24 protein-coding genes are annotated in these 24,259 nt (G+C 47.9%); 16 read left to right on the top strand and 8 right to left on the bottom strand.

Translation table 11 applies throughout. The features are described 5' to 3' along the window. Nucleotides 1-10 precede the first annotated feature (10 nt). Genes EXT46_RS18350 through EXT46_RS18925 form a run of 3 tightly spaced genes read left to right on the top strand, consistent with a single transcriptional unit; the run spans nt 11 to nt 1,782 of the window. Nucleotides 11-856 carry a DUF692 domain-containing protein gene (locus tag EXT46_RS18350; protein WP_053910963.1) on the top strand — a complete coding sequence of 282 codons (846 nt, stop codon included), beginning with the start codon at nt 11-13 and terminating at the stop codon, nt 854-856. 2 nt (nt 857-858) lie between these two features. Beyond that, on the top strand, nt 859-1,602 hold the full coding sequence (locus EXT46_RS18355; protein ID WP_130149044.1) for a putative DNA-binding domain-containing protein: 744 nt from the start codon (nt 859-861) through the stop codon (nt 1,600-1,602). 18 nt (nt 1,603-1,620) lie between these two features. After that, nucleotides 1,621-1,782: a hypothetical protein gene (locus EXT46_RS18925; protein WP_022946748.1), complete on the top strand. Its 162-nt coding sequence runs from the start codon at nt 1,621-1,623 to the stop codon at nt 1,780-1,782. A gap of 52 nt (nt 1,783-1,834) precedes the next feature. Here EXT46_RS18925 and EXT46_RS19070 read toward each other — a convergent pair whose 3' ends face one another. The 5 genes from EXT46_RS19070 to map form a co-directional block, all read right to left on the bottom strand. Next, entirely contained in the window at nt 1,835-2,317 is a 483-nt protein-coding gene (locus EXT46_RS19070) for an LD-carboxypeptidase (protein ID WP_240701170.1), read from the bottom strand. After that, nucleotides 2,318-2,884 carry an LD-carboxypeptidase gene (locus tag EXT46_RS19075; protein WP_240701171.1) on the bottom strand — a complete coding sequence of 189 codons (567 nt, stop codon included), beginning with the start codon at nt 2,882-2,884 and terminating at the stop codon, nt 2,318-2,320. 122 nt (nt 2,885-3,006) lie between these two features. Continuing rightward, complete coding sequence (gene dapD / locus EXT46_RS18365) at nt 3,007-3,831, bottom strand: 2,3,4,5-tetrahydropyridine-2,6-dicarboxylate N-succinyltransferase (RefSeq protein ID WP_026111377.1); 825 nt, start codon at nt 3,829-3,831, stop codon at nt 3,007-3,009. Between the two features lie 22 nt (nt 3,832-3,853). Continuing rightward, nucleotides 3,854-6,484, bottom strand: coding sequence for a [protein-PII] uridylyltransferase (gene glnD, locus EXT46_RS18370; protein WP_022946751.1), 2,631 nt, complete (start codon nt 6,482-6,484; stop codon nt 3,854-3,856). 18 nt (nt 6,485-6,502) lie between these two features. Continuing rightward, a complete protein-coding gene (gene map / locus EXT46_RS18375; RefSeq protein WP_022946752.1) occupies nt 6,503-7,291 on the bottom strand; it encodes a type I methionyl aminopeptidase in 789 nt (262 codons plus the stop codon). 304 nt (nt 7,292-7,595) lie between these two features. Between map and rpsB the strand changes: the two genes are divergently transcribed. The 13 genes from rpsB (at nt 7,596) to lpxA (ending at nt 20,595) form a co-directional block, all read left to right on the top strand. After that, nucleotides 7,596-8,324 (top strand): 30S ribosomal protein S2, encoded by a 729-nt coding sequence (rpsB, locus tag EXT46_RS18380; protein ID WP_022946753.1) that lies wholly within the window; start codon nt 7,596-7,598, stop codon nt 8,322-8,324. 111 nt (nt 8,325-8,435) lie between these two features. Then, complete coding sequence (tsf, locus tag EXT46_RS18385; protein ID WP_022946754.1) at nt 8,436-9,287, top strand: translation elongation factor Ts; 852 nt, start codon at nt 8,436-8,438, stop codon at nt 9,285-9,287. A gap of 211 nt (nt 9,288-9,498) precedes the next feature. Then, a complete protein-coding gene (gene pyrH / locus EXT46_RS18390) occupies nt 9,499-10,245 on the top strand; it encodes a UMP kinase (RefSeq protein ID WP_130149045.1) in 747 nt (248 codons plus the stop codon). A 13-nt stretch (nt 10,246-10,258) separates the two neighbouring features. Then, nucleotides 10,259-10,816 (top strand): ribosome recycling factor, encoded by a 558-nt coding sequence (frr, locus tag EXT46_RS18395; protein WP_022946756.1) that lies wholly within the window; start codon nt 10,259-10,261, stop codon nt 10,814-10,816. Between the two features lie 81 nt (nt 10,817-10,897). Next, nucleotides 10,898-11,683 (top strand): polyprenyl diphosphate synthase, encoded by a 786-nt coding sequence (gene uppS / locus EXT46_RS18400; RefSeq protein WP_022946757.1) that lies wholly within the window; start codon nt 10,898-10,900, stop codon nt 11,681-11,683. Between the two features lie 16 nt (nt 11,684-11,699). Continuing rightward, nucleotides 11,700-12,566: a phosphatidate cytidylyltransferase gene (locus tag EXT46_RS18405; protein WP_022946758.1), complete on the top strand. Its 867-nt coding sequence runs from the start codon at nt 11,700-11,702 to the stop codon at nt 12,564-12,566. Continuing rightward, nucleotides 12,563-13,768: a 1-deoxy-D-xylulose-5-phosphate reductoisomerase gene (gene ispC, locus EXT46_RS18410; protein ID WP_130149046.1), complete on the top strand. Its 1,206-nt coding sequence runs from the start codon at nt 12,563-12,565 to the stop codon at nt 13,766-13,768. The genes EXT46_RS18405 and ispC overlap by 4 nt, the downstream gene beginning before the upstream one ends. Continuing rightward, on the top strand, nt 13,761-15,113 hold the full coding sequence (rseP, locus tag EXT46_RS18415) for a sigma E protease regulator RseP (protein WP_130149047.1): 1,353 nt from the start codon (nt 13,761-13,763) through the stop codon (nt 15,111-15,113). The genes ispC and rseP overlap by 8 nt, the downstream gene beginning before the upstream one ends. Nucleotides 15,114-15,315: 202 nt before the next feature. Further along, nucleotides 15,316-17,787 (top strand): outer membrane protein assembly factor BamA, encoded by a 2,472-nt coding sequence (gene bamA, locus EXT46_RS18420; protein WP_022946762.1) that lies wholly within the window; start codon nt 15,316-15,318, stop codon nt 17,785-17,787. Between the two features lie 17 nt (nt 17,788-17,804). Then, nucleotides 17,805-18,323 carry an OmpH family outer membrane protein gene (locus EXT46_RS18425; protein WP_022946763.1) on the top strand — a complete coding sequence of 173 codons (519 nt, stop codon included), beginning with the start codon at nt 17,805-17,807 and terminating at the stop codon, nt 18,321-18,323. Further along, complete coding sequence (gene lpxD / locus EXT46_RS18430; RefSeq protein ID WP_205988257.1) at nt 18,323-19,348, top strand: UDP-3-O-(3-hydroxymyristoyl)glucosamine N-acyltransferase; 1,026 nt, start codon at nt 18,323-18,325, stop codon at nt 19,346-19,348. The genes EXT46_RS18425 and lpxD overlap by 1 nt, the downstream gene beginning before the upstream one ends. A gap of 21 nt (nt 19,349-19,369) precedes the next feature. After that, nucleotides 19,370-19,822, top strand: a complete 453-nt coding sequence (gene fabZ, locus EXT46_RS18435; protein WP_022946765.1) for a 3-hydroxyacyl-ACP dehydratase FabZ — start codon at nt 19,370-19,372, stop codon at nt 19,820-19,822. A 2-nt stretch (nt 19,823-19,824) separates the two neighbouring features. Beyond that, nucleotides 19,825-20,595: an acyl-ACP--UDP-N-acetylglucosamine O-acyltransferase gene (gene lpxA / locus EXT46_RS18440; RefSeq protein ID WP_022946766.1), complete on the top strand. Its 771-nt coding sequence runs from the start codon at nt 19,825-19,827 to the stop codon at nt 20,593-20,595. Nucleotides 20,596-20,650: 55 nt separating this feature from the next. Here the strand turns inward: lpxA and cydC are convergent, their stop codons facing one another. The 3 genes from cydC to cydX are packed head-to-tail and all read right to left on the bottom strand — an operon-like array spanning nt 20,651 to nt 24,251. Continuing rightward, on the bottom strand, nt 20,651-22,363 hold the full coding sequence (cydC, locus tag EXT46_RS18445; protein WP_130149049.1) for a thiol reductant ABC exporter subunit CydC: 1,713 nt from the start codon (nt 22,361-22,363) through the stop codon (nt 20,651-20,653). Next, nucleotides 22,356-24,122: a thiol reductant ABC exporter subunit CydD gene (gene cydD, locus EXT46_RS18450; protein ID WP_130149050.1), complete on the bottom strand. Its 1,767-nt coding sequence runs from the start codon at nt 24,120-24,122 to the stop codon at nt 22,356-22,358. The genes cydC and cydD overlap by 8 nt, the downstream gene beginning before the upstream one ends. Nucleotides 24,123-24,125: 3 nt before the next feature. After that, on the bottom strand, nt 24,126-24,251 hold the full coding sequence (cydX, locus tag EXT46_RS18455) for a cytochrome bd-I oxidase subunit CydX (RefSeq protein WP_022946769.1): 126 nt from the start codon (nt 24,249-24,251) through the stop codon (nt 24,126-24,128). Nucleotides 24,252-24,259: the final 8 nt, after the last annotated feature.

The raw sequence follows: 24,259 nt of genomic DNA on the forward strand, positions 1-24,259 counted from the left end.
GGAGTGCAATATGTTGCAGCAGTCAGCGTCATTAGCTAATGTGGGCTTGGGTCTACGTCGTGAAATGCTGAGCGATATGCTTAATCATATTCCTAAGCAAATTGGCTTTATGGAGGTCGCCCCTGAGAACTGGTTGCGTCTAGGTGGTAAGCTTGGCAAGCAGTTTCGAGCGCTCACAGAGCGTCATCCGTTCATTTGTCATGGTTTATCTTTATCATTGGGCTCGCCCGATCCTTTGGATGTCGCGTTTTTAAAAGATCTGAAGCAGTTTTTTGATGTGCACGATATCCGCCTTTACAGCGAGCACCTCAGTTATTGTTCCGCCGATGGTCATATGTATGATTTGATGCCCATTCCTTTCACAGAGGAGTCGATAAGCTATGTCGCTGCGCGGATCCGCCAGGTGCAAGATGTGTTAGAGCGTCCTTTAGTCATTGAAAATGTGTCTTACTATGGCGCGCCAGGGCAGCAGCTTACAGAACTTGAATTTACTCAACGTATATTGGCAGAAGCCGATTGCCAGTTGCTGCTTGATGTTAATAATATTTATGTAAACTCGGTAAACCATGGCTATGATGCTGAGCAGTTTTTAGCCGGTCTCCCTAGCGAGCGGATCGCCTACATGCATGTGGCTGGGCACTACAACGAGGCTGAAGATTTAATTGTCGACACCCATGGCGCTGATGTGATCGACCCCGTCTGGCAGCTGCTCAGGCGAGCTTATGAGTTGCACGGTGTACAGCCAACGTTATTAGAGCGGGATTTTAATATTCCACCGCTTAGCCAACTACTTAAAGAAATCGATACCATTGCTGATATCCAACAGCCTTTTTTAGCCCAACAGCAAAGAGCCTGATCATGCAGTTTCAACAACTACAGAAGCAATTTAGCGCCCATATTCGCGACCCCGAAGCTAATCCGCGCCCCGCAGATGTTGAAGACCGGCGAATGAAAATTTATCGTGAGTTGTTTTTCAATAACGTCAACGGCTTTTTAGAAAGTGGCTTTCCTGTGCTGCGAAGCTTGTACGATGATCAGCGGTGGCAGCAGTTAGTACGTCGATTTTTTGCTAGCCATCACGCCACATCTCCCTATTTTTTGGATATTTCTAAAGAATTTGTACTGTTTTTGGCACAGCAGTATGAGGTACAACACAGCGATCCGCCTTTTTTACAAGAGTTAGCCCATTACGAGTGGGTGGAGTTGGCAGTGTCTAGTGCACAAGACAGTGGCCAGTTAAAGCCGCTTTTTAATGTGCAAAAGCAACCTTTGTATATGAGTGAAACCGCGCAAGTAGTGTGTTATCACTTCCCTGTACAAACCATCTCGGTGGATAATCAGCCGCAGCAAGCGGATGAACAGCCCAGCTATATTTGTGTTTATCGCGACCAACAAGATGAAGTGCAGTTTCTCGCGTTAAACATGATGACCGCGTTATTGCTTGATACGCTTTCACAGCAACCAGGCATGACCTTAGCGCAAGTATGTGAAGCGTTACAGCGCCAGGCGCCGCAATTTAATTATCAGCAGCTTTATCAGGGAGCCCTACAAATTGCAGAGCAACTGGCGCAGCGTCAAGTACTGCAAACGCTGGATTGTTAACCTCGATTCGATTATTATATGCGCCGTTTTATCGTGCTTAAAGAGGTAATGAAGATGGCGCAAAAAGGTGATTTTAAAGACCCTTTCAACTTTAAATATTTCGTCGCGTTTATCGCTGTATTTGCTGGCATTGGTTGCTTAAATGCCATTCTAGGTTGGGCCACGTCTTTGGCCGCCTAATCGCAGTACATACAAAGAAATTGAAGCCCCGTGTTATTCGGGGCTTTTTAGTTTAACTAAACACCTCTTCTAAAACACGGAGACTGCCTTGGTCCGCGTCAAGCATAACTTGGGCACCGACAGGTAAAATAAATTGGCGATCAATATGGCCGATCATGGCTCCGTGATAGGCTGGAATGTTCAGCGGGGCAATGTAATCAGCCAAGATTTGTTCCAGTGTTAACGACCCATACCCACTGCCAGGTTGACATTGGTTGCAATCACCAAACACGAAGCCGTTAATCTTATCCAATGCGCCCATGAGCTTGAGTGTACTCATCATCCGGTCAATGCGATAAGGCGCTTCATCAATATCCTCTAAAAATAAAATCGCGCCCTCAAAATTGGGTAAATAGTCACTGCCGGCAAGCGCCGACAGTACCGATAAATTACCGCCGATAAGGTGTCCTTGCGATTGTCCTGAGGTAATGGTTTGGGTGAGGTAGTGACGATTAACAAGCTCATCATCCGCTTTGTCTAAATTTTGGTATAGCACTCACTCGCGGTGAACAAATACCTGTTTAAATTGGTGTACATTAAAGGGATTCCACTGGCTTGTGGCGTTGGGACCATGGAAGCTGATCAATCCAGTTTTGGCAAGCAAGGCGTTGTGCAGTGCGGTGATATCAGAGTAGCCGAGTAACGGCTTAGGGTTAGCCTTGATAATTTGGTAGTCGAGCAGTGGCAAAATACGTGCAGCGCCAGAGCCGCCACGCAAGCAGACGATGGCATCAACATTGGGGTCGGCAAAAAAGCCGTTAAGGTCGTCGGCGCGCTGTTGATCCAGACCCGCTAAATGCCCACGCCGCGCCATGATATGGGGGCTGAGCTTTACGCGATAACCCAGTACTTTGATTAATTGCTGCGCTAATATGATGTCTTTATGTTCAGCTGTGGCTGCTGAGGGGCTAGCTATACCTATGGTTGCATCAGTAGGCAAGGCTTTGGGTTTCAGTGTCGCTAAGGTGCTTTGTTGTGGCACACCAATCGCCTGAGCCGCAGGAGCGAGTAGCGCGCCGGCTCCGAGCACAGTACAGCTTTTTAGGAAGTGACGTTTATTCATGGTATTGCCTCATCGTTTACCCTATAGGTAACGTAATGAAGCAATTATTTCAAATAAAATAGTTAGCAGGAATAAAATAGTTTTAAGACAGCCCTCAAAGTGATCTGAAGGCTGCTTTACAGTTACTCTACACCACGAAGTAGGGCGTTGACGCCAACTTTCTCGCGTGTCTGTTGGTCCACCTTCTTGACAATAACGGCGGCATACAGGCTATGGCTGCCATCTTTGCTAGGAATGGACCCAGGCACTACAACGGCTCCGGCTGGAACGCGACCGTAATGAATTTGCCCGGTTTCACGGTCAAAGATACGCGTGCTTTGCGAGATGTACACACCCATAGAAATGACCGCGCCTTGCTCGACAATAACGCCCTCAACAATTTCAGAGCGCGCACCGATAAAGCAGTCATCTTCAATGATAGTAGGGTTAGCCTGCAGGGGTTCCAGCACGCCGCCGATACCGACGCCCCCCGAAAGGTGCACGTTTTTACCAATTTGTGCGCATGAGCCCACTGTGGCCCATGTATCGACCATGGTACCGTCATCGACATAAGCGCCAATATTAGTGTAAGAAGGCATCAGAACGACGTTCTTACCAATATAACTGCCTTTGCGTGCAACTGCGTTGGGTACTACACGCATGCCTTCACGTTGAAATTGCTCGCTGCTGTAATCGCTAAATTTAAGCGGCACTTTATCGTAGAACTGATTAACGCCATCGCTAATAGGCTGGTTGTCACGGATCCGAAAAGACAACAGCACCGCTTTTTTAAGCCATTGGTGCACCACCCACTCACCCGAGAGCTTTTCAGCCACCCGAGCATCACCTTTATCCAAACGCTCCAATACCGTATCTATCGCGTTTTTTACATCAGCATCAACCGTACTTGGGCTAATCGCGTCACGGTTTTCCCACGCGTTTTCAATAAGGGTTTTTAAATCTGCCATGGTGTCCTCATTTGTTAGCCAATTAAGCGGTGGTCGCTTCATTATCGGCATTTAGTTTTTTCCGAAGTGCCTGATGGATTTTAACTTGTTCTTCATCCGTCAGAGCTTGGTAATCATTATTTGAGACGACAAAAAAGTCTTCTGCGCGCTCACCCACAGTGGTAATGCGGGCAGCGTGTATATGTAAGCGATGGCGCTGAAAAACCTGCGCTATTTTTGTTAACAGGCCAGGAATATCCACCGCTTGAATTTCAATTAAACTGCGGTCTTTACGTGCGTGCGGCCGCAATACAATTTTTGGTTTAATATTAAAGTCTTTAAAACGTTGCGAGCGATTTTTCTTGATCCGGATCTTCTTCTTCGGATCCTGCATTATTTGCTCAAGGGCACGGCGCATGCCGTTGCCGCGACTTTTACTTAATGGCTCGCCATTCACCTCAAGAACAACAAAACTGAAAATGACATAGCCATCTTTGGTGGTCATTACTTGAGCATGCTGAATTTGTGCTTTTTTTGAGCCTATGACGCTAACTAAACGTGCAAATAAGCCACCGGTATAAGGGCTATAGGCAAAAACCTGAGTGCCGCCATGCATAGCACAATCGGAAACGGTGACACTTGGTGCGGATAAGTCCTGTGCATTGAGTAAGTGTTCACAGTGCCAAGAGATTTGCTGTTCACTAAAGGCGGTGAAATAGTTGGCTTTAAAGCGGCTCCAAAGCAAGTCGATGTGACTCTCATCATACCCCAGATTGATTAACCGCTGCTTAGCTTGCTGCTTTTTATCGCGAATTTGGTCGCGCATATCCATGGGGTTTTCTAGCCCTAAGCGCAATGCCCGCTGAGTATGCAAATACAGCTCGCGCAGCAGGGTGTTCTTCCAATCATTCCACAGGTTATCGTTGGTGGCACGAATATCAGCCACGGTTAGGCAATAGAGGTAGTCCAGCTGGCGCTCATTTTTCACCTTAGAAGCGAACTCGTTGATCACATCCGGGTCGTTAATATCTTTGCGCTGCGCCGTGACCGACATTAATAAATGATTTTCCACTAACCAAGCAATCAATTTGCCATCGGATGTAGGTAGGCGGTGCAGCTTGGCGAATGCAAGCGCATCGACTGCTCCGAGTTCGGAGTGATCGCCGCCGCGACCTTTGGCAATATCGTGAAAAATAGCCGCTAGATATAACAGTTCTGGCTTATCCATGCGGGTGACAATCTCACTGCACAAGGGGAAGTCGCTGACCTTGGATTTATCACTGTACTGATAGATGTTGTTAATCAGCTTATGAGTATGCTCATCGACGGTGTAAGCGTGAAATAAGTCGAACTGCATTTGTCCGAAAATATTACGCCACTGGGGTAGATACGCAGCAATGATGCCGTGTTTGTGCATTAAGGTGAACGCGCGGCCCATGCCGTTGGGGTGTTTTATCAAGCGTAAAAATGCATCGCGACAGGCGGCATAATCTTGCAAGTCACCAAGTAGGCGCCGACGGACTTGGCGCATAGTGCGAATGGTGCTGGGATAAATATGAGTGATTTGCGGGTTACTGGCGATGTGTTCGAACAGCACCAATAGTTGATCGCGGCGGAAAAACACGGAAGGGTTTTTAACGCGAATTTGATGACCAATGCGCTCAAAACTGCGGTCCAATTCAACCACCGGTAAATCCCGATGATCCGGTAAAATGGATTGCTCAAAATAAGACAGCAGCATTTGGTTGAGTTCACGAACCCGACTCATAATCCGAAATAAGCGCTTCATCATACGCTCGACCGAGGCCTTACCATCGCTACCAAAGCCGAGAATTTCTGCGGCATGGGGCTGGTAGTCGAACAACAGACGGTTCTCGCTGCGCTCGGCGGCCAAATGCAGAGCAAAACGAATATTCCACAAGTTTTCTAAGCACTCGAGCAGCTCTTGGTACTCCTCATGGGTGAGGTAACCATGGTTAATGAGTTCTTCTAAGGTTTCGGCATGAAAGTGCTTTTTCGCCACCCAAATGATGGTTTGTAAATCACGCAGACCGCCCGGATTCTCTTTGATGTTCGGCTCGAGATTATAGGCGGTGCCATGGCACTTTCGGTGTCGTAGGTCTTGCTCTTGGCGCTTTGCAATAAAAAACTCGTCAGAGCGCCACACCGGGGTTTGTAAAATATGCTGTTTGAGCTTTTCAAACTCGATGTGGTTACCAAAAATAAGGCGGCTTTCCAGTAAGCTTGTGGAAAAGCTGACATCTTCACGCTTTTGTTCAATCACCTGCTCTATGGTGCGTACACTGTGGCCAATTTCCAAATTCAGATCCCACAGCAGGGTCACAAACTGGCCTATTTTTTCACGCAACTCGGCGTTGGGCTCTTCGCTAACCAGCAACAGAAAGTCGATATCGGAGTAGGGGTGTAGTTCTCCTCGGCCGTAGCCGCCTACGGCAACCAAAGCCAGCTCAGGCTCATGGGCAAGGTTGCAGCAGTGAAACAGCTTGATCAATAAGCGGTCGATATACTCCGCGCGCGCACGGATGAGTGACCCTACCGGTTGTTTATCAAATTGGTTGCCCAGCCACTTATAAAAGTATTGGCTACAGGCCTTATATTCTTCCAACTCGTCAGCCTGCTCAAGCAGGTCTTTTAATTTATTCGGTAAGGCCACAGGTTTGCCCCTTTTTAATTAGCTGTGTTCAATCACGCGAGGAAGCTCTTCATCGCTGCGTAGGGTTAGTACTTCTACGCCATTGTCGGTCACCAACAAAGTGTGCTCCCATTGTGCTGATAGGCTACGGTCTTTAGTGATCACCGTCCACTCGTCTTTGAGCAGCTTACATTGGCGCTTGCCAGCATTGACCATGGGCTCAATGGTTAAACACATACCGGCTTTGAGTGTCTCTCCAGTGCCTGGGCGACCATAGTGCATGACTTGCGGCTCTTCGTGAAACTCTTTACCTATACCGTGGCCACAGTATTCGCGCACAATCGAGTAGCTAAAGCCTTCTGCGTATTTTTGAATGGCGGCACCGATATCGCCCAAACGCACGCCAGGCTTAACCATTTTTATGGCCAGATACAAGCTCTGTTGGGTAATCTCACACAGGCGCTTACCTTGAATAGTTGGCTGGCCTACATGAAACATTTTTGAGGTATCGCCGTGGTAACCATCTTTAATCACGGTGACATCGATATTAATGATATCGCCTTCTTTTAATGGTTTGTCATTGGGGATGCCATGACAAATAACATGGTTAACCGAAGTACAAATTGATTTTGGGAAACCATGATAATTTAACGGTGCCGGAATAGCCCCTTGCTCGTCAACAATGTAGTTATGGCATAGGGTGTTGAGCTCATCAGTGGTCACCCCAGGCTTGACATGTGGGCCTATCATTTCCAATACGTCTGCGGCCAAACGGCCGGCTACGCGCATTTTTTCGATTTCTTCCGGGGTTTTGATCACTGCAGTCATTGATGCTCCAATTGTGTTCTTTAAATAAGTTAAGTGCGCACAAATAGTGCACAAAAGATTGAGTCTTCACGGCCAATATGGTATAAAGCGCGCCGTCTTTTTACAAATTAAAATCACTTGCTTGTTGTTGGTGTTCACCTATAACAGTGAAGTGCTTTATCTGTAACGAAGACACATAACCATTTAATATTAACACACACACATATCGACACATACACTTGGGTGCATCGCGGAATAACTTCTAAGGTGTTGGTGCTATGGGATATGTGGAGGCCTAACCCTAAACATTAGAGGAAAAAATACCATGGCAAACGTTTCAATGCGCGATATGCTTAAGGCGGGTGTACACTTCGGTCACCAAGCTCGTTACTGGAATCCAAAGATGAAGCCGTTCATCTTCGGTGCTCGCAACAAAGTTCATATCATCAACCTTGAGCAAACTGTACCTATGTTTAACGACGCGTTGACTTACCTGTCAAACGTAGCGTCTAACAAAGGCAAAATCCTTTTCGTTGGTACTAAGCGCGCTGCAAGCGAAGCAGTAAAAGAAGCGGCAGTTAAATGTGACCAGTTCTACGTAAATCACCGTTGGTTAGGTGGTATGTTGACTAACTGGAAAACTGTTCGCCAGTCAATCAAGCGTCTTAAAGATCTTGAGACTCAAAGCCAAGACGGCACGTTTGAGAAGCTAACTAAGAAAGAAGCGTTAATGCTTACTCGTGAAATGGCTAAGCTTGAAAAAGGCCTTGGCGGTATCAAAAATATGGGCGGTCTTCCTGACGCGCTTTTCATTATTGATGCAGACCACGAACACATCGCGATTAAAGAAGCAAACAACCTGGGCATCCCAGTAGTATCTATCGTTGATACTAACTCTAACCCAGACGGTGTTGACTACGTTGTTCCTGGTAACGACGATGCAATCCGTGCGATCCAGCTTTACACTAACGCAGTTGCTGATGCAGTTGTTGAAGGCCGTGAAAGCAACATCGCAGTGCAAGCTGAAAAAGACGATTTCGTTGCCGCTGAGTAATTGCAACTCGCTTGTCATCAAGTCTTCATCCTAGTGCGATGAAGACTTGATATTCTTATTTCAAAGTGACCTTGGTCACTTGCTCTAACACATTGATTTGAGGAAATTCCCATGGCTGTAACTGCTGCCCTAGTAAAAGAATTACGCGAGCGCACTGGCGCTGGCATGATGGATTGTAAAAAAGCATTGACTGAAACCAACGGTGACATCGATGCAGCAATCGAAAACATGCGTAAAAACGGTCAAGCGAAAGCTGCTAAAAAAGCAGGTAACATCGCTGCCGAAGGTACTATCATCATCAAAGAAGCTGATGGTGTTGCTGCGCTTGTTGAAGTTAACTGTCAAACAGACTTCGTTGCTAAAGACGACAGCTTCCTAGGTTTCGCTAACACAGTAGCGGACGCTGCAATTGCTGAAAAACTAAGCATTGAAGAGCTTCAAGCTAAGTTTGAAGAAGACCGCGTAGCGCTAGTTGCTAAAATCGGTGAAAACATGAACATCCGTCGTGTTGAGTACATCGAAGGTGCAAACCTGGCTTCTTACCGTCACGGCGAGCGCATCGGTGTTGTTGTTGCCGGTGATGCAGACGCAGAAACGCTTAAGCACGTTGCTATGCACGTTGCTGCTTCTAAGCCTGACTACGTTAACCCTGAAGACGTACCAGCAGACGTAGTTGAAAAAGAAAAAGCAGTACAAGTTGAGATCGCGATGAACGAAGGCAAGCCTGCTGAAATCGCTGAAAAAATGGTTACTGGCCGCATGAAGAAATTCACCGGTGAGATCTCACTAACTGGTCAAGCTTTCATCATGGAACCAAAGCAAACTGTTGGTGAAATGCTTAAAGAGCGTGGCGGTTCTGTTGCAACCTTCAAGCGCCTAGAAGTAGGTGAAGGTATCGAGAAGAAAGAAGAAGACTTCGCTGCAGAAGTTGCGGCTCAAGTAGCTGCTGCAAAAGGCGAGTAATCGCTTAGGTTGGAATTTAACCATGTTGTGTTGGCATTATAAGCAACTTGTTCAAGGCTTCGCGGGTAGCGGGTTTATCCCTCTATTTACGGGGTTGAAGCGATGATTTGCTTTTGCGTCAGACAGCAAAATTAATTAGAATAACCGCGCTCTTATGTACTCACATAGGCGCGGTTATTTTTTATCTCAATTCGTTATTGGCCAGGAAAATATGAATATTAATCGCAAACCTATTTTTAGACGTGTTCTTCTCAAGCTCAGTGGTGAAGCACTGATGGGAGATGAAGGCTTTGGTATAGACCCGAAAGTCTTAGATCGTATGGCTCAAGAAATTAAAGAGCTGGTAGAACTCGACGTAGAAGTGGGTTTGGTGATCGGTGGTGGTAACTTTTTACGCGGTGGCTCGTTAGCAGAGGCGGGTATGAACCGTGTTGTTGGTGACCACATGGGGATGCTGGCCACAGTGATGAATGGCTTAGCGATGCGTGATGCACTTCACCGTGCATTTGTAAATGCTCGCCTCATGTCGGCGATTCCTTTAAACGGTGTATGTGACGCGTATAACTGGGCAGAAGCTATTAGCCTGTTGAAGTCTGGCCGCGTCGTTATCTTCTCGGCGGGCACCGGTAATCCTTTCTTTACCACAGACTCAGCAGCCTGTTTACGTGGCATTGAAATTGAAGCAGATACCGTGATTAAAGCCACTAAAGTGGACGGGGTATTCAGTGAAGACCCAGTGAAAAACCCAGATGCCACGCTTTATCGCCATCTTGCCTATAATGAAATTATTGAAAAAGAGTTGAAGGTGATGGACTTAGCGGCATTTACTTTGGCCCGCGACCACAAAATGCCTATCAGCGTCTTTAATATGAATAAACCTGGCGCGCTTAAGCGCGTGATCATGGGTGAAGAAGAGGGAACTTTAATTTCCTCAGAAGCCTCAAGCGAGACAAAATAAGTAGGATACTAGCGTGATAAACGATATTAAAAAAAGTGCGCAAGAGCGCATGCAAAAAAGTGTCGCTGCTCTAGGCAGCCAACTATCTAAAATCCGTACCGGTCGTGCTCACCCAGCATTACTTGACGGCATTACTGTCTCTTATTACGGCGCCGATACTCCGCTTAACCAAGTGGCTAACGTAACAGTTGAAGATTCACGTACATTGGCTATCAGCGTATTTGACAAATCGTTAGCGCAGGCAGTAGAAAAGGCGATCATGACCTCTGATTTGGGCCTTAACCCAGCTGCAGCTGGCACGGTTATTCGGGTACCACTTCCTCCGCTTACGGAAGAGCGTCGTAAAGACCTTATCAAGGTCGTGCGTGGTGAAGTAGAGAGCGGCCGCGTAGCTGTGCGTAATATCCGTCGTGACGCGAACAGTGAAATTAAAGCCTTGCTAAAAGACAAAGATATTTCTGAAGATGAAGCGCACCAAAGCGAAGATGAAATTCAGAAGCTAACAGATAAGTACATCAAAGAAATGGACGCGCAACTAAGCGCTAAAGAAGAAGAATTGATGGAAATCTAACGCCCAATTTATGGGCATATTGCTCATAAATTGCCATTAGGCTTGTAACGCCGTCTAGGGTATACTAGGCGGCGTTTTTTTGTGGATAATGTGAGTTTTATGGCTTTAGACGCACAGCAAATAGCACAACAATCGCTACCTAAACATGTCGCGATTATCATGGATGGCAATGGCCGCTGGGCACAGGCGCAAGGGCGTCCTCGTGTTTACGGACATAAGAAGGGTGTTGATGCGGTTAAAGATGCAGTGAAATTTTGCTCTAAGCTAGGTATTGAGTCATTGACTCTGTTTGCCTTTAGCAGCGAGAACTGGCGTCGTCCTGAGGAAGAGGTCAGCACGCTCATGGAGCTATTCATGATGGTACTGGGCCGCGAAGTTAAAAAACTCCATAAAAATAACGTTAAATTATCCATAATTGGCGACATGAGTCGCTTTTCTAACAAGTTACAAGAAAAAATAGCTGCAGCTGAGTCACTAACTGCTGAAAACACCGGGTTACGCTTAAATATCGCCGCCAATTACGGGGGCCGATGGGATATAGGGTACGCCGCTCAACAGTTAGCGAAGCAAGTACAAGCAGGCGAATTATCAGCGGATGACATTGACGAGCATTCGTTGGCAAAGCATATTAGTCTTAATGAACAAAGTGAGCTGGATTTATTGATCCGCACTGGTGGTGATTTACGCATCAGCAATTTTTTACTTTGGCAGGCGGCCTATGCTGAGCTTTATTTTACGCCGACGTTGTGGCCAGACTTTAACGAGTCGGCTTTTGCTGACGCGATCGCTTGCTACGTATCGCGAGAGCGCCGGTTTGGATGTACTGGTGAACAAATAAAACAACTACTCTGTACAGCTCAGCCCTAAGTTGAAGGTATAACATTTGCTAAAACAACGAATTTTAACGTCTTTGGTGTTAGCGCCACTGGCCTTGGTGCTGGTATTTTTAACACCGTTAGACTGGTTTAGTTATTGTGCAGGCGCAATTGTCTTACTAGGCGCCTATGAATGGTCTGCACTAATGGGGATTTGTAAGCGTGTACAGCGCCTAGGCTATGTTGCCTTGGTCGGCGTATTGGTGGCACTGATGCAGTGGCATTGGCCAGTCGATAGTTTATGGCAGCAAGGCCAATTGCTGGCAGATGCCAATTATGTGTTCACCTTATCCTTCGCCTGGTGGTTAGTGGCCACCATCTTGGTCATTCGTTATCCTAGATTCAGCGATGCTTGGTCACAAGGTCTGGTAATGCGCGGTGTGGCCGGGCTGTTGACTTTGGCTCCATTGTGGCTGGCATTAAACGTATTGCGCAGTGCCAATTACACCGACTCCAGCCAATTTGGCTCATTTCTTATTCTTGCCGTGCTCGGCATCGTATGGAGCGCGGACATCGGCGCCTATTTTTGCGGTAAAAACTTTGGTAAACACAAGCTGATGCCTAAAGTGAGCCCAAACAAAACAATTGAAGGCTTCGTCGGTGGTCTCGCAAGTGCTGCTCTTTTTGTCGTGGGATTTTGCTATTTCAATGGCATCGACCCCAGCTTATGGCTTATCTACGGCGCTATGGCGGTGATTGTGGCGGCGTTTTCAGCCATTGGCGACTTACTTGAGAGTATGTTTAAACGCGAAGCAGGTATGAAAGACAGCGGTAAATGTCTCCCTGGCCATGGCGGCATTCTTGACCGTATAGACAGCCTAACGGCAGCCGCGCCTATTTTTGTGGTGTTCTACGCATGGACCATGACACTATGAGCAAAAAGTGGGTCACTGTATTAGGCTCCACCGGCTCAATTGGGCAAAGTACACTGGATGTTGTTAGCCGTAACAGCGATCGTTATGGCGTCTTCGCCCTTGTCGCTGGTAGCAATGTGACGCAGATGGTTGCGGATTGCCAGCGCGTTATTCCAAAGTTTGCTTGCCTCAGTGACGATGCCGCTAATCAGGCGCTCGCAGCAGAGCTCAATCGCTTGCAACTGCCCACCAAGGTGATCGATTACCGAACAGACCTCGCTATGGCCTGCCAAGACAACGAGGTCGATATGGTGATGTCCGCTATTGTCGGAGCCGCTGGGCTATTACCGACACTGTATGCTGTGGAAGCTGGCAAAATTGTGTTGTTAGCGAATAAAGAGTCCTTGGTGATGTCAGGGCAGCTTTTTATCGACAAAGTAAAAGCGCATGGGGCGACGCTATTGCCGATTGATAGCGAGCACAATGCTATTTTCCAAAGCATGCCCTCTGGTATTCAAGGGCACAGCGATCAATGCTTGCACCACCATGGGGTGAGTAAAATTTTATTAACCGGCTCGGGTGGCCCTTTTCGTGAACGGCCATTATCGACCTTTGACGATATTACTGTTGCCGAAGCCGTTGCCCACCCAAATTGGTCTATGGGGCAAAAGATTTCTGTAGATTCCGCCACCATGATGAATAAAGGGCTTGAATTTATTGAGGCAAAATGGCTCTTCAACGCAGAGGTCGACGATATTGAGGTGGTTATCCACCCGCAAAGTATGATTCACTCCATGGTGCAGTATGTCGATGGCTCAGTGCTTGCGCAAATGGGACAACCCGATATGCGTACACCTATCGCTCATGCCATGGCTTATCCCGAGCGCATTGATGCCGGCGTAGCACCGCTAAACTTTAGCCAAATGAAAGACTTTAGCTTTCACGCTCCTGACTTTACCCGCTACCCCAACTTAAAACTGGCGATGGATGCATGTCGTGTGGGGCAAAATGCCACCACCACCATTAATGCTGCCAATGAAGAGGCCGTGGCGGCGTTTTTACGCGGTCAGATCCGTTTTCCTGATATCTACAGTATTAATGCTGACACTTTATCAGCGCTGACGCTTACGTATGATGCCAGTCTCGAGGGCGTGTTGGCTTGTGATGCGGATGCACGAACAACGGCGCAGCAATTAATTACAAAGAGGGCGGTTGATGTTTGAATTTGTGTGGCACCTAGGCTCGTTTATTCTCGCTCTGGGCATTTTGGTTACCGTTCATGAATATGGCCACTTTTGGGTGGCGCGCAAAGCGGGCGTTAAAGTGCTCCGCTTTTCTATTGGCTTTGGCAAGCCACTGGTACGCTGGCATGATAAATATGGCACCGAATATGTGCTGGCAATGATCCCCCTGGGCGGTTACGTGAAAATGCTCGATGAACGATTAGATGACGTACCGCAAGAACAAAAGCATTTATCCTTCAACAGCAAATCAGTGTATTGGCGTATTGCTATTGTCAGTGCCGGCCCACTGGCCAACTTCCTATTTGCAATCTTTGCGTTGTCGTTGATGTATGTCATCGGCGTGCAGTCAGTCAAGCCCATCGTCGGTGATGTGACAGAGCAAAGCCGTGCTGAAGCGGCGGGTCTGCAGGCGGGTGAACAATTGCTGACTATTGATGGCAAACAAACTCAAGATTGGCAAGAAGTCACATTGGCATTGATGCAGCACCTAGGGGATGACGAGGTGAATGTCAAAGTGCAAGCTGAGTCTGGTTCTCAAGCAGTGCGCACCTTAAATTTACAAGGCTGGAAGCTGCAGCAGCGCGATGAGTCGCCACTGACGTCGATAGGTATCAAGCCTTACCGACCCGATGCAACGCTGACGCTTGCGATGGTTGCTCCGGACTCGCCCGCACACAGTGCGGGGCTCAAAGAGGGCGATGTGTTGGTCAGTGTTGAGGGGGAACTTATCAAAAGTTGGCAGGCCCTGGTCAATCGTATTGAGCGCTCAGCAGGGCAAGCATTGAACTTTTATGTTATGCGCGGTGCCCAAGGCCTTGATGTGATCATTACCCCTGCTAACAAGCCTACTGAAGATGGCTTCTCTCGAGGTTACTTGGGAGTGGTGCCGGTCGTTGAGCCTTGGCCAGAAGAGGCCACTTCAACACGCAGCTATAACGTGATTGATGCAGCTGGCCTGGGCGTGGCAAAAACATGGCAAATGATTAGCCTGAGCTTTGAGATGATTGCTAATTTAGTCACCGGGCAAGTATCAATCAAAAATATCAGTGGCCCGGTGGGCATTGCAGTCGGGGCTGGAACTAGCGTAAGCTACGGCTTCGTTGCCTTTTTGAGCTTTTTAGCGTTAATCAGCGTCAGCCTAGGGGTGTTTAATTTGCTCCCCTTGCCGGTGTTAGACGGCGGGCATTTAATGTATTACGTAATTGAACTAATTCGTAAAAAGCCAGTCTCTGAAAAGACACAAGAAATTGGCTTTCGCATCGGTGCCATGTTGTTGCTAGCGCTTACCGCGTTTGCATTACTGAACGACATAGCAAGATTGTAAACAGGTACACCATCCGCTTAACGCGTCAACTGCGTGTTTTTTGAGCGTGATGTATAAAGAAACAGCTGTGTAAGCCAAACAGCAATGATAAGATGGCAGCCAATGATGCAGCCAACGGCCTACTCACCCAGCCAGCCGTGCGCAAAACGGGAATGAGGGTGAGCTGGGTGAAGACACTGTAGTAAAGGACAAAGATAATAAAATGGCTATAAAAAAACATTTGGCAGTTACGAGTTTATTAGGGGCAAGCTTTGCAGCCCTAGGCCAAGAATCCTTTATCGTAGAAGATTTAAAAGTAGAAGGGTTGCAGCGTGTTGCACTCGGTGCAGCGCTGACACATATTCCAATTAACGTTGGCGATCAGGTAGACACCTACACTGTGTCAAAAACCATCAAGTCGCTATACAAGTCTGGTCACTTCGATGATATCGAAGCGTATCGTGATGGTGAACGCATCGTGTTCAAAGTGACAGAGCGACCCACGATCAGCTCTATCGAATTCGATGGCAACAAAGATATTAAAGACGAGCAGCTCAGTGAGAGCTTGAATCAACAAAATATCCGCCAAGGCGAGCCACTCGACAGAACCGTGCTTGATAGTGTTGAGAAGGGGCTAATCGACTTCTTCCACAGTATTGGTAAGTACAACGCCAAAATCGACCTTGAAATCACGCGCCTACCGCGTAACCGGGTGCGCTTAAAGTTAAACTTCGATGAAGGTGATGCCGCTTCAATTCGCCAGATTAATATCGTCGGTAATGAGTTATTCCCAGATGAAGAATTACTTAACCTCGCTGAGTCTAAACAAGATTTGCCTTGGTACATGTTCATGTCATCGGATCGCTACCAAAAGCAAACCATTGAAGGGGACTTGGAGAAAATCCGCAGTTATTACCTCGACCGTGGTTACCTGCGCTTTAATATTGACTCAACCCAAGTATCAGTGAGCCCCGAGCGTGAATCAGTCTATGTGACTGCGAACGTCACCGAGGGTGAGCAGTACATGGTCAAAGGCTTTGATTTCATCGGTGATTTGTTAGGCCGTGAAGAGTTAATTAAAAGCGTTATTCCGCTCAAAACAGGTGAGTTGTATAATGGCTCGGTGGTGACGTCTTCAGAAGAATTCATTAAGAGCTTTTTAGCCCGTTTTGGATATGCCAATGCTGAAGTACGTACCATCCCTGAAATCGACGATGAAAATAAAGAGGTGCAATTAACCTTGTCAGTTGACCCTGGCAAACGTGTTTATGTGCGCCGTATCGATATTTCTGGTAACCAAAACACCGCTGACGAAGTACTGCGCCGGGAAATGACGCAACTTGAAGGTGCGTGGTTATCAAACCAAAACCTAGAGCGCTCAAAGCTGCAAATTCAGCGTCTTCCTTACATGGAAAGTGTTGAATTTGATGTTACCCCAGTGCCCGGTATTGATGATGAAGTCGATGTTGATTTCACCGTAAAAGAGCAGTCAGCAGGTAGCTTTACTGCGGGTCTCGCTTATGGTTCTTATTACGGCCTGCAATTTAACATTGGTGTCAGTGAGTCAAACTTCCTAGGGTCAGGTAACCAGGTGTCGTTTAATATCAACACCTCGCGCGGCTCTGAAAGTGTGAGCTTGTCCTACACCGACCCATATTTCACACCAGATGGGGTATCTCAGGGTTCAAGCATTTTCTATCGTAACTACGATGCCAGTGAGTTCAGCTTGATTGACTATAAGTCAAAGAGTTATGGCCTTGGTACTAACATTGGCTTCCCAATTAATGCCAATAACCGAGTTAATTTCGGTATTCGTTGGATTGAAGAAGAGCTCTCAGACTTAGCCGAATACGAGCAAACTCGAGTGTTGCGTGAGACTTTCTTAGATCCTGAAAATCCGGATGCGGGCTTTGAGTTCACTAAATTTGAGCTCTCAACCGGTTGGTCACGGGTGACCGTGAACCGAGGGTTATTCCCAACAGCGGGTTCACGTCAGTCGCTTAACTTAACGGCAACCACGCCGAACTCTGACCTTAACTACTACAAAGTGAACTATAACTCGCGTTTTTACTGGCCTATCAGTAACGACCATCGCTGGGTATTCTCAACCCGTGCGGCGTTAGGCTATGGTAATGGTTATGGCTCTACCAACGGCTTTGACCAAGTATTACCAGTGCAAGAATTCTTCCGAATCACGGAACAAGAGCTTCGTGGATTCGATAGAAACACCATCTTACCGCGCGCAGTGGTAAGAGCACCTCAGAACATTCCTGGCACCACCTTGCCAGATGGCACGCCAGCTGGCAGTATCGGTGGGGCAGAAGAGTTCGACACCTTGCGCCTTGCTGGGCGTATTGGTGGTAACGCCAAGGCCGTGGCTGGTATGGAAATGATTGTGCCAACGCCATTCTTGGACGAGGAAAATACCAGTTCCGTACGTACCAGCTTCTTTGTTGATGCAGCTAACGTATGGGATACTGAGTTTAACGTAGATCGTTATCAAAATTTACAACCTGATGAACGTGCTCGCTTAGATGACTATTCAGACCCGTCACGCTTTAGGGTGTCGACAGGTCTATCCATTCAGTGGATTTCACCTATGGGGCCGATGTTAATTAGTTTTGCGTATCCGTTGAAAGAACAAGAAGATGATGATACCAAGACCATTAGCTTTAACATCAGTAATACTTTCTAATTCTTAAGGAGTTTTTTGTGAAAAAATTATTTAAAAGTACGGCTATGGCGGTACTCGCTGCACTAACAATGGGTACTTCAATGAGCGCTTTGGCGCACAAAGTGGGCATTGTTGATATGCAAACAATCTATGCGCAAGTGCCGCAAACCGCAGCCATTGAGAAGACCCTGCAAAGCGAATTTGCCGAGCGTCGTCAGGAGCTAGAAAAACTACAAGGCGACATCCGCTTTGAAACTGAGAAGTTCCAGCGTGAAGGCACGGTGATGAGCGATGAGCAGAAGCAAGAGCTGCGCGCGAAGATCCAAGGTATGCAAAAGCAACTAATGGAGAAAGGTCGCCCGCTTGAGCAAGAGATCAAGCGTCGCCAAAACCAAGAGCTAGGCAAATTGCAGCAAACTATCGTTGCAGCGATTCAAGAAGTAGCCAAAGAAGGCGACTTTGACGAAGTTAAAGTGAAAGATGGCACTATCTACTTCAACCCAAGTGAAGTGACCGACCTATCTGAAGACGTTATCGACGCTGTTAGTAAGAAGTAATAATGACCACAACACTAGCGAACATTGCTCAGCACTTAGGTGCTGAGCTAGTTGGTGACCAGGGCCTGCAGATTGACGGTATTCAAACACTGGAAAAAGCAGGCCCTAAACATATCAGTTTCCTCGCCAATAAAAAGTACCGTAGTGCGCTGGGCACCACCCAAGCTGGTGCGGTGATTCTCAGTGCTAATGATGCCGAGCATTATGATGGCAACAAGGTTATCTGTGCCGATCCTTATGTCGCCTATGCCAAGTTAGCACAGCTGCTAGACACTACGCCGGCATCGGCACAGGGCGTGCACCCCAGTGCGGTGATAAGCAGTGAAGCAACCGTCAGTGAAAGCGCCAACATTGGCCCTTTCGTGGTTGTTGAAGCCGGTGCTTACATTGGCGAACATGCTCAAATAGGTAGTCATTGCTTTATCGGTGCCAATGCGCGTATTGGCGCAGGTACTAAGTTATGGAATAACGTCACTGTTTACCACGAAGTGAATATAGGCGCGCAGTGCTTGATTCAAGCAAATACCGTGGTCGGTGCCGATGGTTTTGGTTATGCCAACGAACAAGGGCAATGGGTTAAGATCCCGCAGCTTGGATCTGTTATAATCGGCGACCGTGTTGAGATTGGTGCCAGCACCACCATCGACCGAGGTGCCATTGACGACACCCTTATCCACGATAATGTGATTATCGACAACCAATGTCAGATAGCACATAACGTTGAGATTTGCGAAGGGACCGCTATCGCTGGTTGTACCGTGGTTGCAGGCAGTACTAAAATTGGCCGTTATTGCCAAATTGGTGGCCTAAGCGCCATTACCGGTCACGTGGAAATTTGCGACAAAGTGGTACTAACCGGCATGAATATGGTGACCAGTGGCATCAATGAGCCTGGTATTTATTCATCTGGTGTTCCGCACAGCAAAAACAAAGAGTGGCGCCGCACCATCGCGCACTTACGAAATATTGGTGACATGCACAAGCGTATCAAGTCCATTGAAGCGCAGCTGAAGTCGCAAGAGTAAATTAGTTTTAAGGAAAATAAGTTGGCTAATCAGTTAAATAGCTTTGATATTCAAGAAATATTGAGCCTGCTACCCCATCGTTACCCTATGCTGCTCGTTGATCGTGTTATTGATTACACGCCCGGTGAGCGTTTGCATGCGATTAAGAATGTGACCGTGAATGAACCGATTTTTACCGGCCACTTTCCCGATCAGCCCATATTCCCCGGGGTGATGATTCTCGAGGCCCTAGCCCAAGCAACTGGTTTACTCGGCTTTAAAACCACGGAAAATCGCGGTGACAATGAGCTATACTTGTTTGCAGCTATTGATAACGCACGCTTTAAGCACCCAGTAGGGCCAGGCGATACCATGCATTTGCATGTTGAGTTTTTAAAAGAGCGTCGCAATTTATGGAAGTTTTATGGCGAAGCACGCGTCGACGATAAAGTCGTGTGCAGCGCAGAATTGATGTGTGCTAGAAGAGAGTTTTAATCGTGATTCATCCGACCGCAATTATCGAACCGGGCGCAAAGCTTGCCGACGATGTGCAAGTAGGTCCATACAGCTACATCGGCAATGATGTAGAAATCGGTGCAGGGACAATTATTGAGTCGCATGTGGTAGTTAAAGGGCCATCTACTTTAGGTCAAAACAACCACATCTATCAATTCGCATCGGTTGGCGAGGCCTGCCAAGATAAAAAGTACAAGGATGAACCAACGCAGCTGATTATTGGTGACAACAATGTGATCCGCGAATGTGCTACTATCCACCGTGGTACCATTCAGGACCAGGGTATTACCAAAATTGGTAGCAACAACTTATTTATGGCTTATACCCATGTTGCTCACGATGCCGTGATTGGTGATAACGTTATTTTTGCCAACAATGCCAGTGTGGCGGGGCATGTACACATCGGCAATTGGGTTATTTTGGCTGGCAACTCGGGTGTACACCAGTTTTGTAAAGTAGGCGATCATGCCTTTATCGGTATGTACTCTGGGGTGAACCAAGATGTACCGCCGTATGTTACCACCATTGGCACGCCGGCACGCCCTGTGGCAATTAATACTGAAGGACTCAAGCGTCGTGGTTTTGAGTCTGATGAGATTATGGCCCTTCGCCGTGCGTACAAAACCTTGTTCCGTAAAGGTTTAAAAGCCGATGAAGCCGTGGCCCAATTAACTGAAGATGCGCAGCAATTTCCAGCCATTCAGCCAATGATTGACCTCGTTCAACAGTCTGAACGCGGTATCATTCGCTAGACTCGATATTTTGAGTGAATAATAAAAAGCGCCTTGAGGGCGCTTTTTTTGTGGCTTAGTTAATCACACTGGTTAGGCGGACATAATCACGGTGCTTTTGCAGTTGCTGATGTGTGCCCGTGGCCCTAACACGGCCCTGCTCGAGCCAAACCACCTGGTCCATACGGTTTAACAGCGTGCTTTCATGGGTCACGGTGATCACGGTACGAGTGTTAAACAGTGCCATTAAGGCGTCAATAACCAGCTCTTGGTTGCGGTTATCCAGTCCGCGTGTGGGCTCGTCGAGTAACAGCACGCGTGGGTCGCGTAATAATTGCTGGGCAATGTGCAAACGTCGTGCTTCGCCTCCAGATAGAGTCCGCCCGCCAGTGCCCACAAGTGTATCGAGCTGATGCTCGGTTGTCGCGACAAAATCCTTCAGCTGCGCTTGAGCAAGCGCCTGCCAAAGTTGCTGCTCGTTGGCATCGTCTTTCGCCAACAGCAAATTGTTCTTAATACTACTACTGAACACATGGCATTGTTGCGACAACATACCCAAGTGCTGGTAAAGCCAATGCGTGTTAAGACTCGAAAGCGGGCGAGAAAAACACTCTAGGCTGCCGGAGCTCGGCTGCAGCTGGGCACTGAGTAATGCCAGTAGGGTGGACTTGCCAGCACCGCTGGCACCAACAATAGCCACTTTTTCGCCTTGCTTAATGGTGAAGCTGATATCCGTTATGCCGTTACTGCTATCGGGGTAGGTGTAATTCAGTGCGTCCAGGGAGTACACCTCTTGGCTAGTGAGCTCGCCTATTTCCTTAGCTTGACTGTGCTTGGGCTGCGCCACCAATTGGCGCAGGCGCTCGCTGCTTGCCAATGTCAGTTCGAGTTTAAGCATAGCATCAGGGAGTGTTAGCACTATTTCAAATCCCCCGAGTACCAGTAACATCAACATCGCCAGATTGACGTTAACCATAGCGCCACTGGTGACCATGGGGATCATGACGATAAGCACGAAAATAATGGTCAGTTGACTAACAAATAATGACAACCCCTGATGACGCGCATACCAATTTTGTGAGCGTTGTTGCTCGTTAGCTAAAGCGTGTTGGGCACGATCGATGTGCTCCCAGTAGCGCTCACAGGCGCCAGCCAGTTGTAGCTCTTTTAACCCCCGGGTCGCTTCCACCAAGCGCTCATTAAGTTGTGTGTGAGCCGCTTGGGTGTGAGTGCCAATGCTCTTTAAGTTGCGGCTTAACCACCAGGGTAACAGTACGCCGCACAGCAGCAGTGCACTGACGCTGACCACCATCAACATTATGCTATACAGGCTTAATACCCAAGCGAACAAAGGCAGCGCAACAAGGGCAAGTAAAATCGGTAAAAGCACACCAATGTAAAACTCATCAAGGCGCTCAACATCGTCTTGCAATTGCGATAGCTGTTGGCCAATACTGGTGAATTGTTGCAAGGGCACTTTGGTGAGTGCTGCAAACACGCTCACTCGCAAGGTTTTGAGCACCAAAAACGTGGTGTTGTGATTGACCAAGCGTTGACCGTAACCACTGGCGGTGCGCACCACCGCCAAAAAACGAATAATGCCCGCTGGGGTAAAATAGTTCATGGTGATCCCTTGCAGCCCGGCACTGGCCATGGCTGCAAGAAACCAACCGGAGATCGCCAGCAAAGTAACATTCGCTATTAAGGCGCACAGCGCCAGTGCCAAGCCAATGACTGCCCACTTTAGGTGGGGGCGCAATAACGATAACAAAAACTGCCAATTAGCCATGATCGACCGCCGCTCCTTGGAGTAAGTGGTTGAGTGCTGAGTGGGGTTGCTGTATCAACAGTGAGTAATTACCTTGCTCAACGATACGGCCTTGCTCCATGACCACCACCTGCTGTGCATCGCTGATGGTATGCAAACGATGGGCAATAACGATAATTAAGCAGTGTTTACTGAGCTGCTCTAAGCACCGCTGCACATGCGCCTCACTGTGCTTATCAAGAGCCGCTGTGGGCTCATCTAAAAACAGCACTTCGGGTTTGCCTAACAGTGCACGGGCCAAAGCTAGGCGCTGTATTTGCCCTCCGGATAACCCTTTACCGAGCTCGCCTATGGGCGTGTCGTAGCCTTGCGCGAGGGTCATAATGTAATCATCCAGGGCAACGTCTTTACAGACCGCGCGAATGGCACCCAGTGGTGCCTCTGGTTGCGCCAAGGCGACATTTTCGGCGATGCTGCCACTAAAGAGTGTCGGCGATTGGGCAACCCAAGCGATGCGCTGTTGATATTGCTGGATGTCTAAAGTGCTTAAGGCGTGGTCGTTTATTTTAATGGCTCCGGCGACACTGGGTTTTAGGCCCATCAAGCAATCCAGTAATGTGGACTTGCCGCTGCCGCTTGCGCCGACAATGGCATGCATGCCGGGGCCGCAGAACTTAAGCGATAGCTGCTGTAAGGTGTCGTGCTGGGCGTCGTCAAAGCGCCAGCACAGATTCTCGGTGCTCACTGTATGGATAGGGGTATGGTTCGCTAATTGCTCACCTTTAATAGTGTCGGTGTCTGCTTTTTGTAGCAGCGACAGCATTGAGCTGGCACTGGCTAAGCCTTTGAGCTTGGCATGGTAGTGCTGACCTAACTGGCGCAGCGGCAGATAAAACTCCGGCGCCAACAACAGCACCACAAAACCGGTGGCAAAATCTAACGAGCCAAAGTAAAGGCGAAAGCCAATAATCACAGCCACTAAGGCGATACTGATGGTCGCCAAAAATTCCAGTGCTAAGGTGGATATAAAGGCAATACGCAGTACCGAGAGGGTGGTGATGCGAAATTTATCGGCCATCAGCGCGACATTTTCAATTTGCTGGCGCTCGTTATTGAATAGCTTCAGCTGCACTAAGCCTTGTAGGCGATCCATAAAATAATGGCCAAGACGCTGTAGCTGCTGCCAGTTTTGCTCATTGAGCGCCTCGGCTTTATAACCGATTAAAATCATGAAAAAAGGAATGAGTGGCGCCGTAACAAGAAAGATTAACCCAGATTGCCAGTCGATAGGAAAGACTACGGCGATAATAGCGAGAGGGATAAAGCCCGCGTAAGCGACAGCAGGAATGTATTTGGCGAAGTAATCGTGCAGTGATTCCACGCCTTGGTTAAGGATATTGACCAACTGCGCTGGGCTGTGTTCAAGCTGACCTTGGCGCTGTTTTGCGACCATGGCTTGCCAAAGTGCATGGCGCATTTGCTGTTTTAGAGCAATGGCGCAGCGCTCACTGACATAGCGACTAACGCCACTGCACAGCGCTCGCAGTACCACTATGCCAGCCAGTATGGCTAACTGGGTGTGCTGTTGCGCTAAGTGCTCATCTGCAAACATCACTGCATGGCAAATGTGTGCTAATAAATAACAGCTCACTATCATCAGTAAGGCATTGACGATACCTAAGGAAATGCTTATCAGCATCGCGCCATTTTGTGAACGTGAAAAGTTTTTTAAAAAAACGCGCAGCTGGTTTTGCTGCGCGCGGTTGGGGCGGGGGGTCATGTATTAATCATGCTCCTTGTGATCGTCGGCTACACAATCATTGTGCTGGCCCATTTCATACCACATGACGTTGATCACGCCGAAGGCAACAGCGAATAATACTCCTAAAATCCACGTAAAATACCACATAATGCCTC

Origin of the sequence: Pseudoalteromonas sp. CO325X (assembly GCF_004208955.1) — a bacterium.
GTDB classification, from domain to species: Bacteria; Pseudomonadota; Gammaproteobacteria; order Enterobacterales; family Alteromonadaceae; genus Pseudoalteromonas; species Pseudoalteromonas ruthenica.

What these genes read in the sequence shown, in the direction of transcription:
- EXT46_RS18350 (WP_053910963.1), top strand. Translation starts at nt 11, where the DNA reads ATGTTGCAGCAGTCAGCGTCATTAGCTAATGTGGGCTTGGGTCTACGT.
- EXT46_RS18355 (WP_130149044.1), top strand. Translation starts at nt 859, where the DNA reads ATGCAGTTTCAACAACTACAGAAGCAATTTAGCGCCCATATTCGCGAC.
- EXT46_RS18925 (WP_022946748.1), top strand. Translation starts at nt 1,621, where the DNA reads ATGCGCCGTTTTATCGTGCTTAAAGAGGTAATGAAGATGGCGCAAAAA.
- EXT46_RS19075 (WP_240701171.1), bottom strand. Translation starts at nt 2,884, where the DNA reads ATGAATAAACGTCACTTCCTAAAAAGCTGTACTGTGCTCGGAGCCGGC.
- dapD (WP_026111377.1), bottom strand. Translation starts at nt 3,831, where the DNA reads ATGGCAGATTTAAAAACCCTTATTGAAAACGCGTGGGAAAACCGTGAC.
- map (WP_022946752.1), bottom strand. Translation starts at nt 7,291, where the DNA reads ATGACTGCAGTGATCAAAACCCCGGAAGAAATCGAAAAAATGCGCGTA.
- rpsB (WP_022946753.1), top strand. Translation starts at nt 7,596, where the DNA reads ATGGCAAACGTTTCAATGCGCGATATGCTTAAGGCGGGTGTACACTTC.
- tsf (WP_022946754.1), top strand. Translation starts at nt 8,436, where the DNA reads ATGGCTGTAACTGCTGCCCTAGTAAAAGAATTACGCGAGCGCACTGGC.
- pyrH (WP_130149045.1), top strand. Translation starts at nt 9,499, where the DNA reads ATGAATATTAATCGCAAACCTATTTTTAGACGTGTTCTTCTCAAGCTC.
- ispC (WP_130149046.1), top strand. Translation starts at nt 12,563, where the DNA reads ATGAGCAAAAAGTGGGTCACTGTATTAGGCTCCACCGGCTCAATTGGG.
- rseP (WP_130149047.1), top strand. Translation starts at nt 13,761, where the DNA reads ATGTTTGAATTTGTGTGGCACCTAGGCTCGTTTATTCTCGCTCTGGGC.
- bamA (WP_022946762.1), top strand. Translation starts at nt 15,316, where the DNA reads ATGGCTATAAAAAAACATTTGGCAGTTACGAGTTTATTAGGGGCAAGC.
- cydC (WP_130149049.1), bottom strand. Translation starts at nt 22,363, where the DNA reads ATGGCTAATTGGCAGTTTTTGTTATCGTTATTGCGCCCCCACCTAAAG.
- cydD (WP_130149050.1), bottom strand. Translation starts at nt 24,122, where the DNA reads ATGACCCCCCGCCCCAACCGCGCGCAGCAAAACCAGCTGCGCGTTTTT.
- cydX (WP_022946769.1), bottom strand. Translation starts at nt 24,251, where the DNA reads ATGTGGTATTTTACGTGGATTTTAGGAGTATTATTCGCTGTTGCCTTC.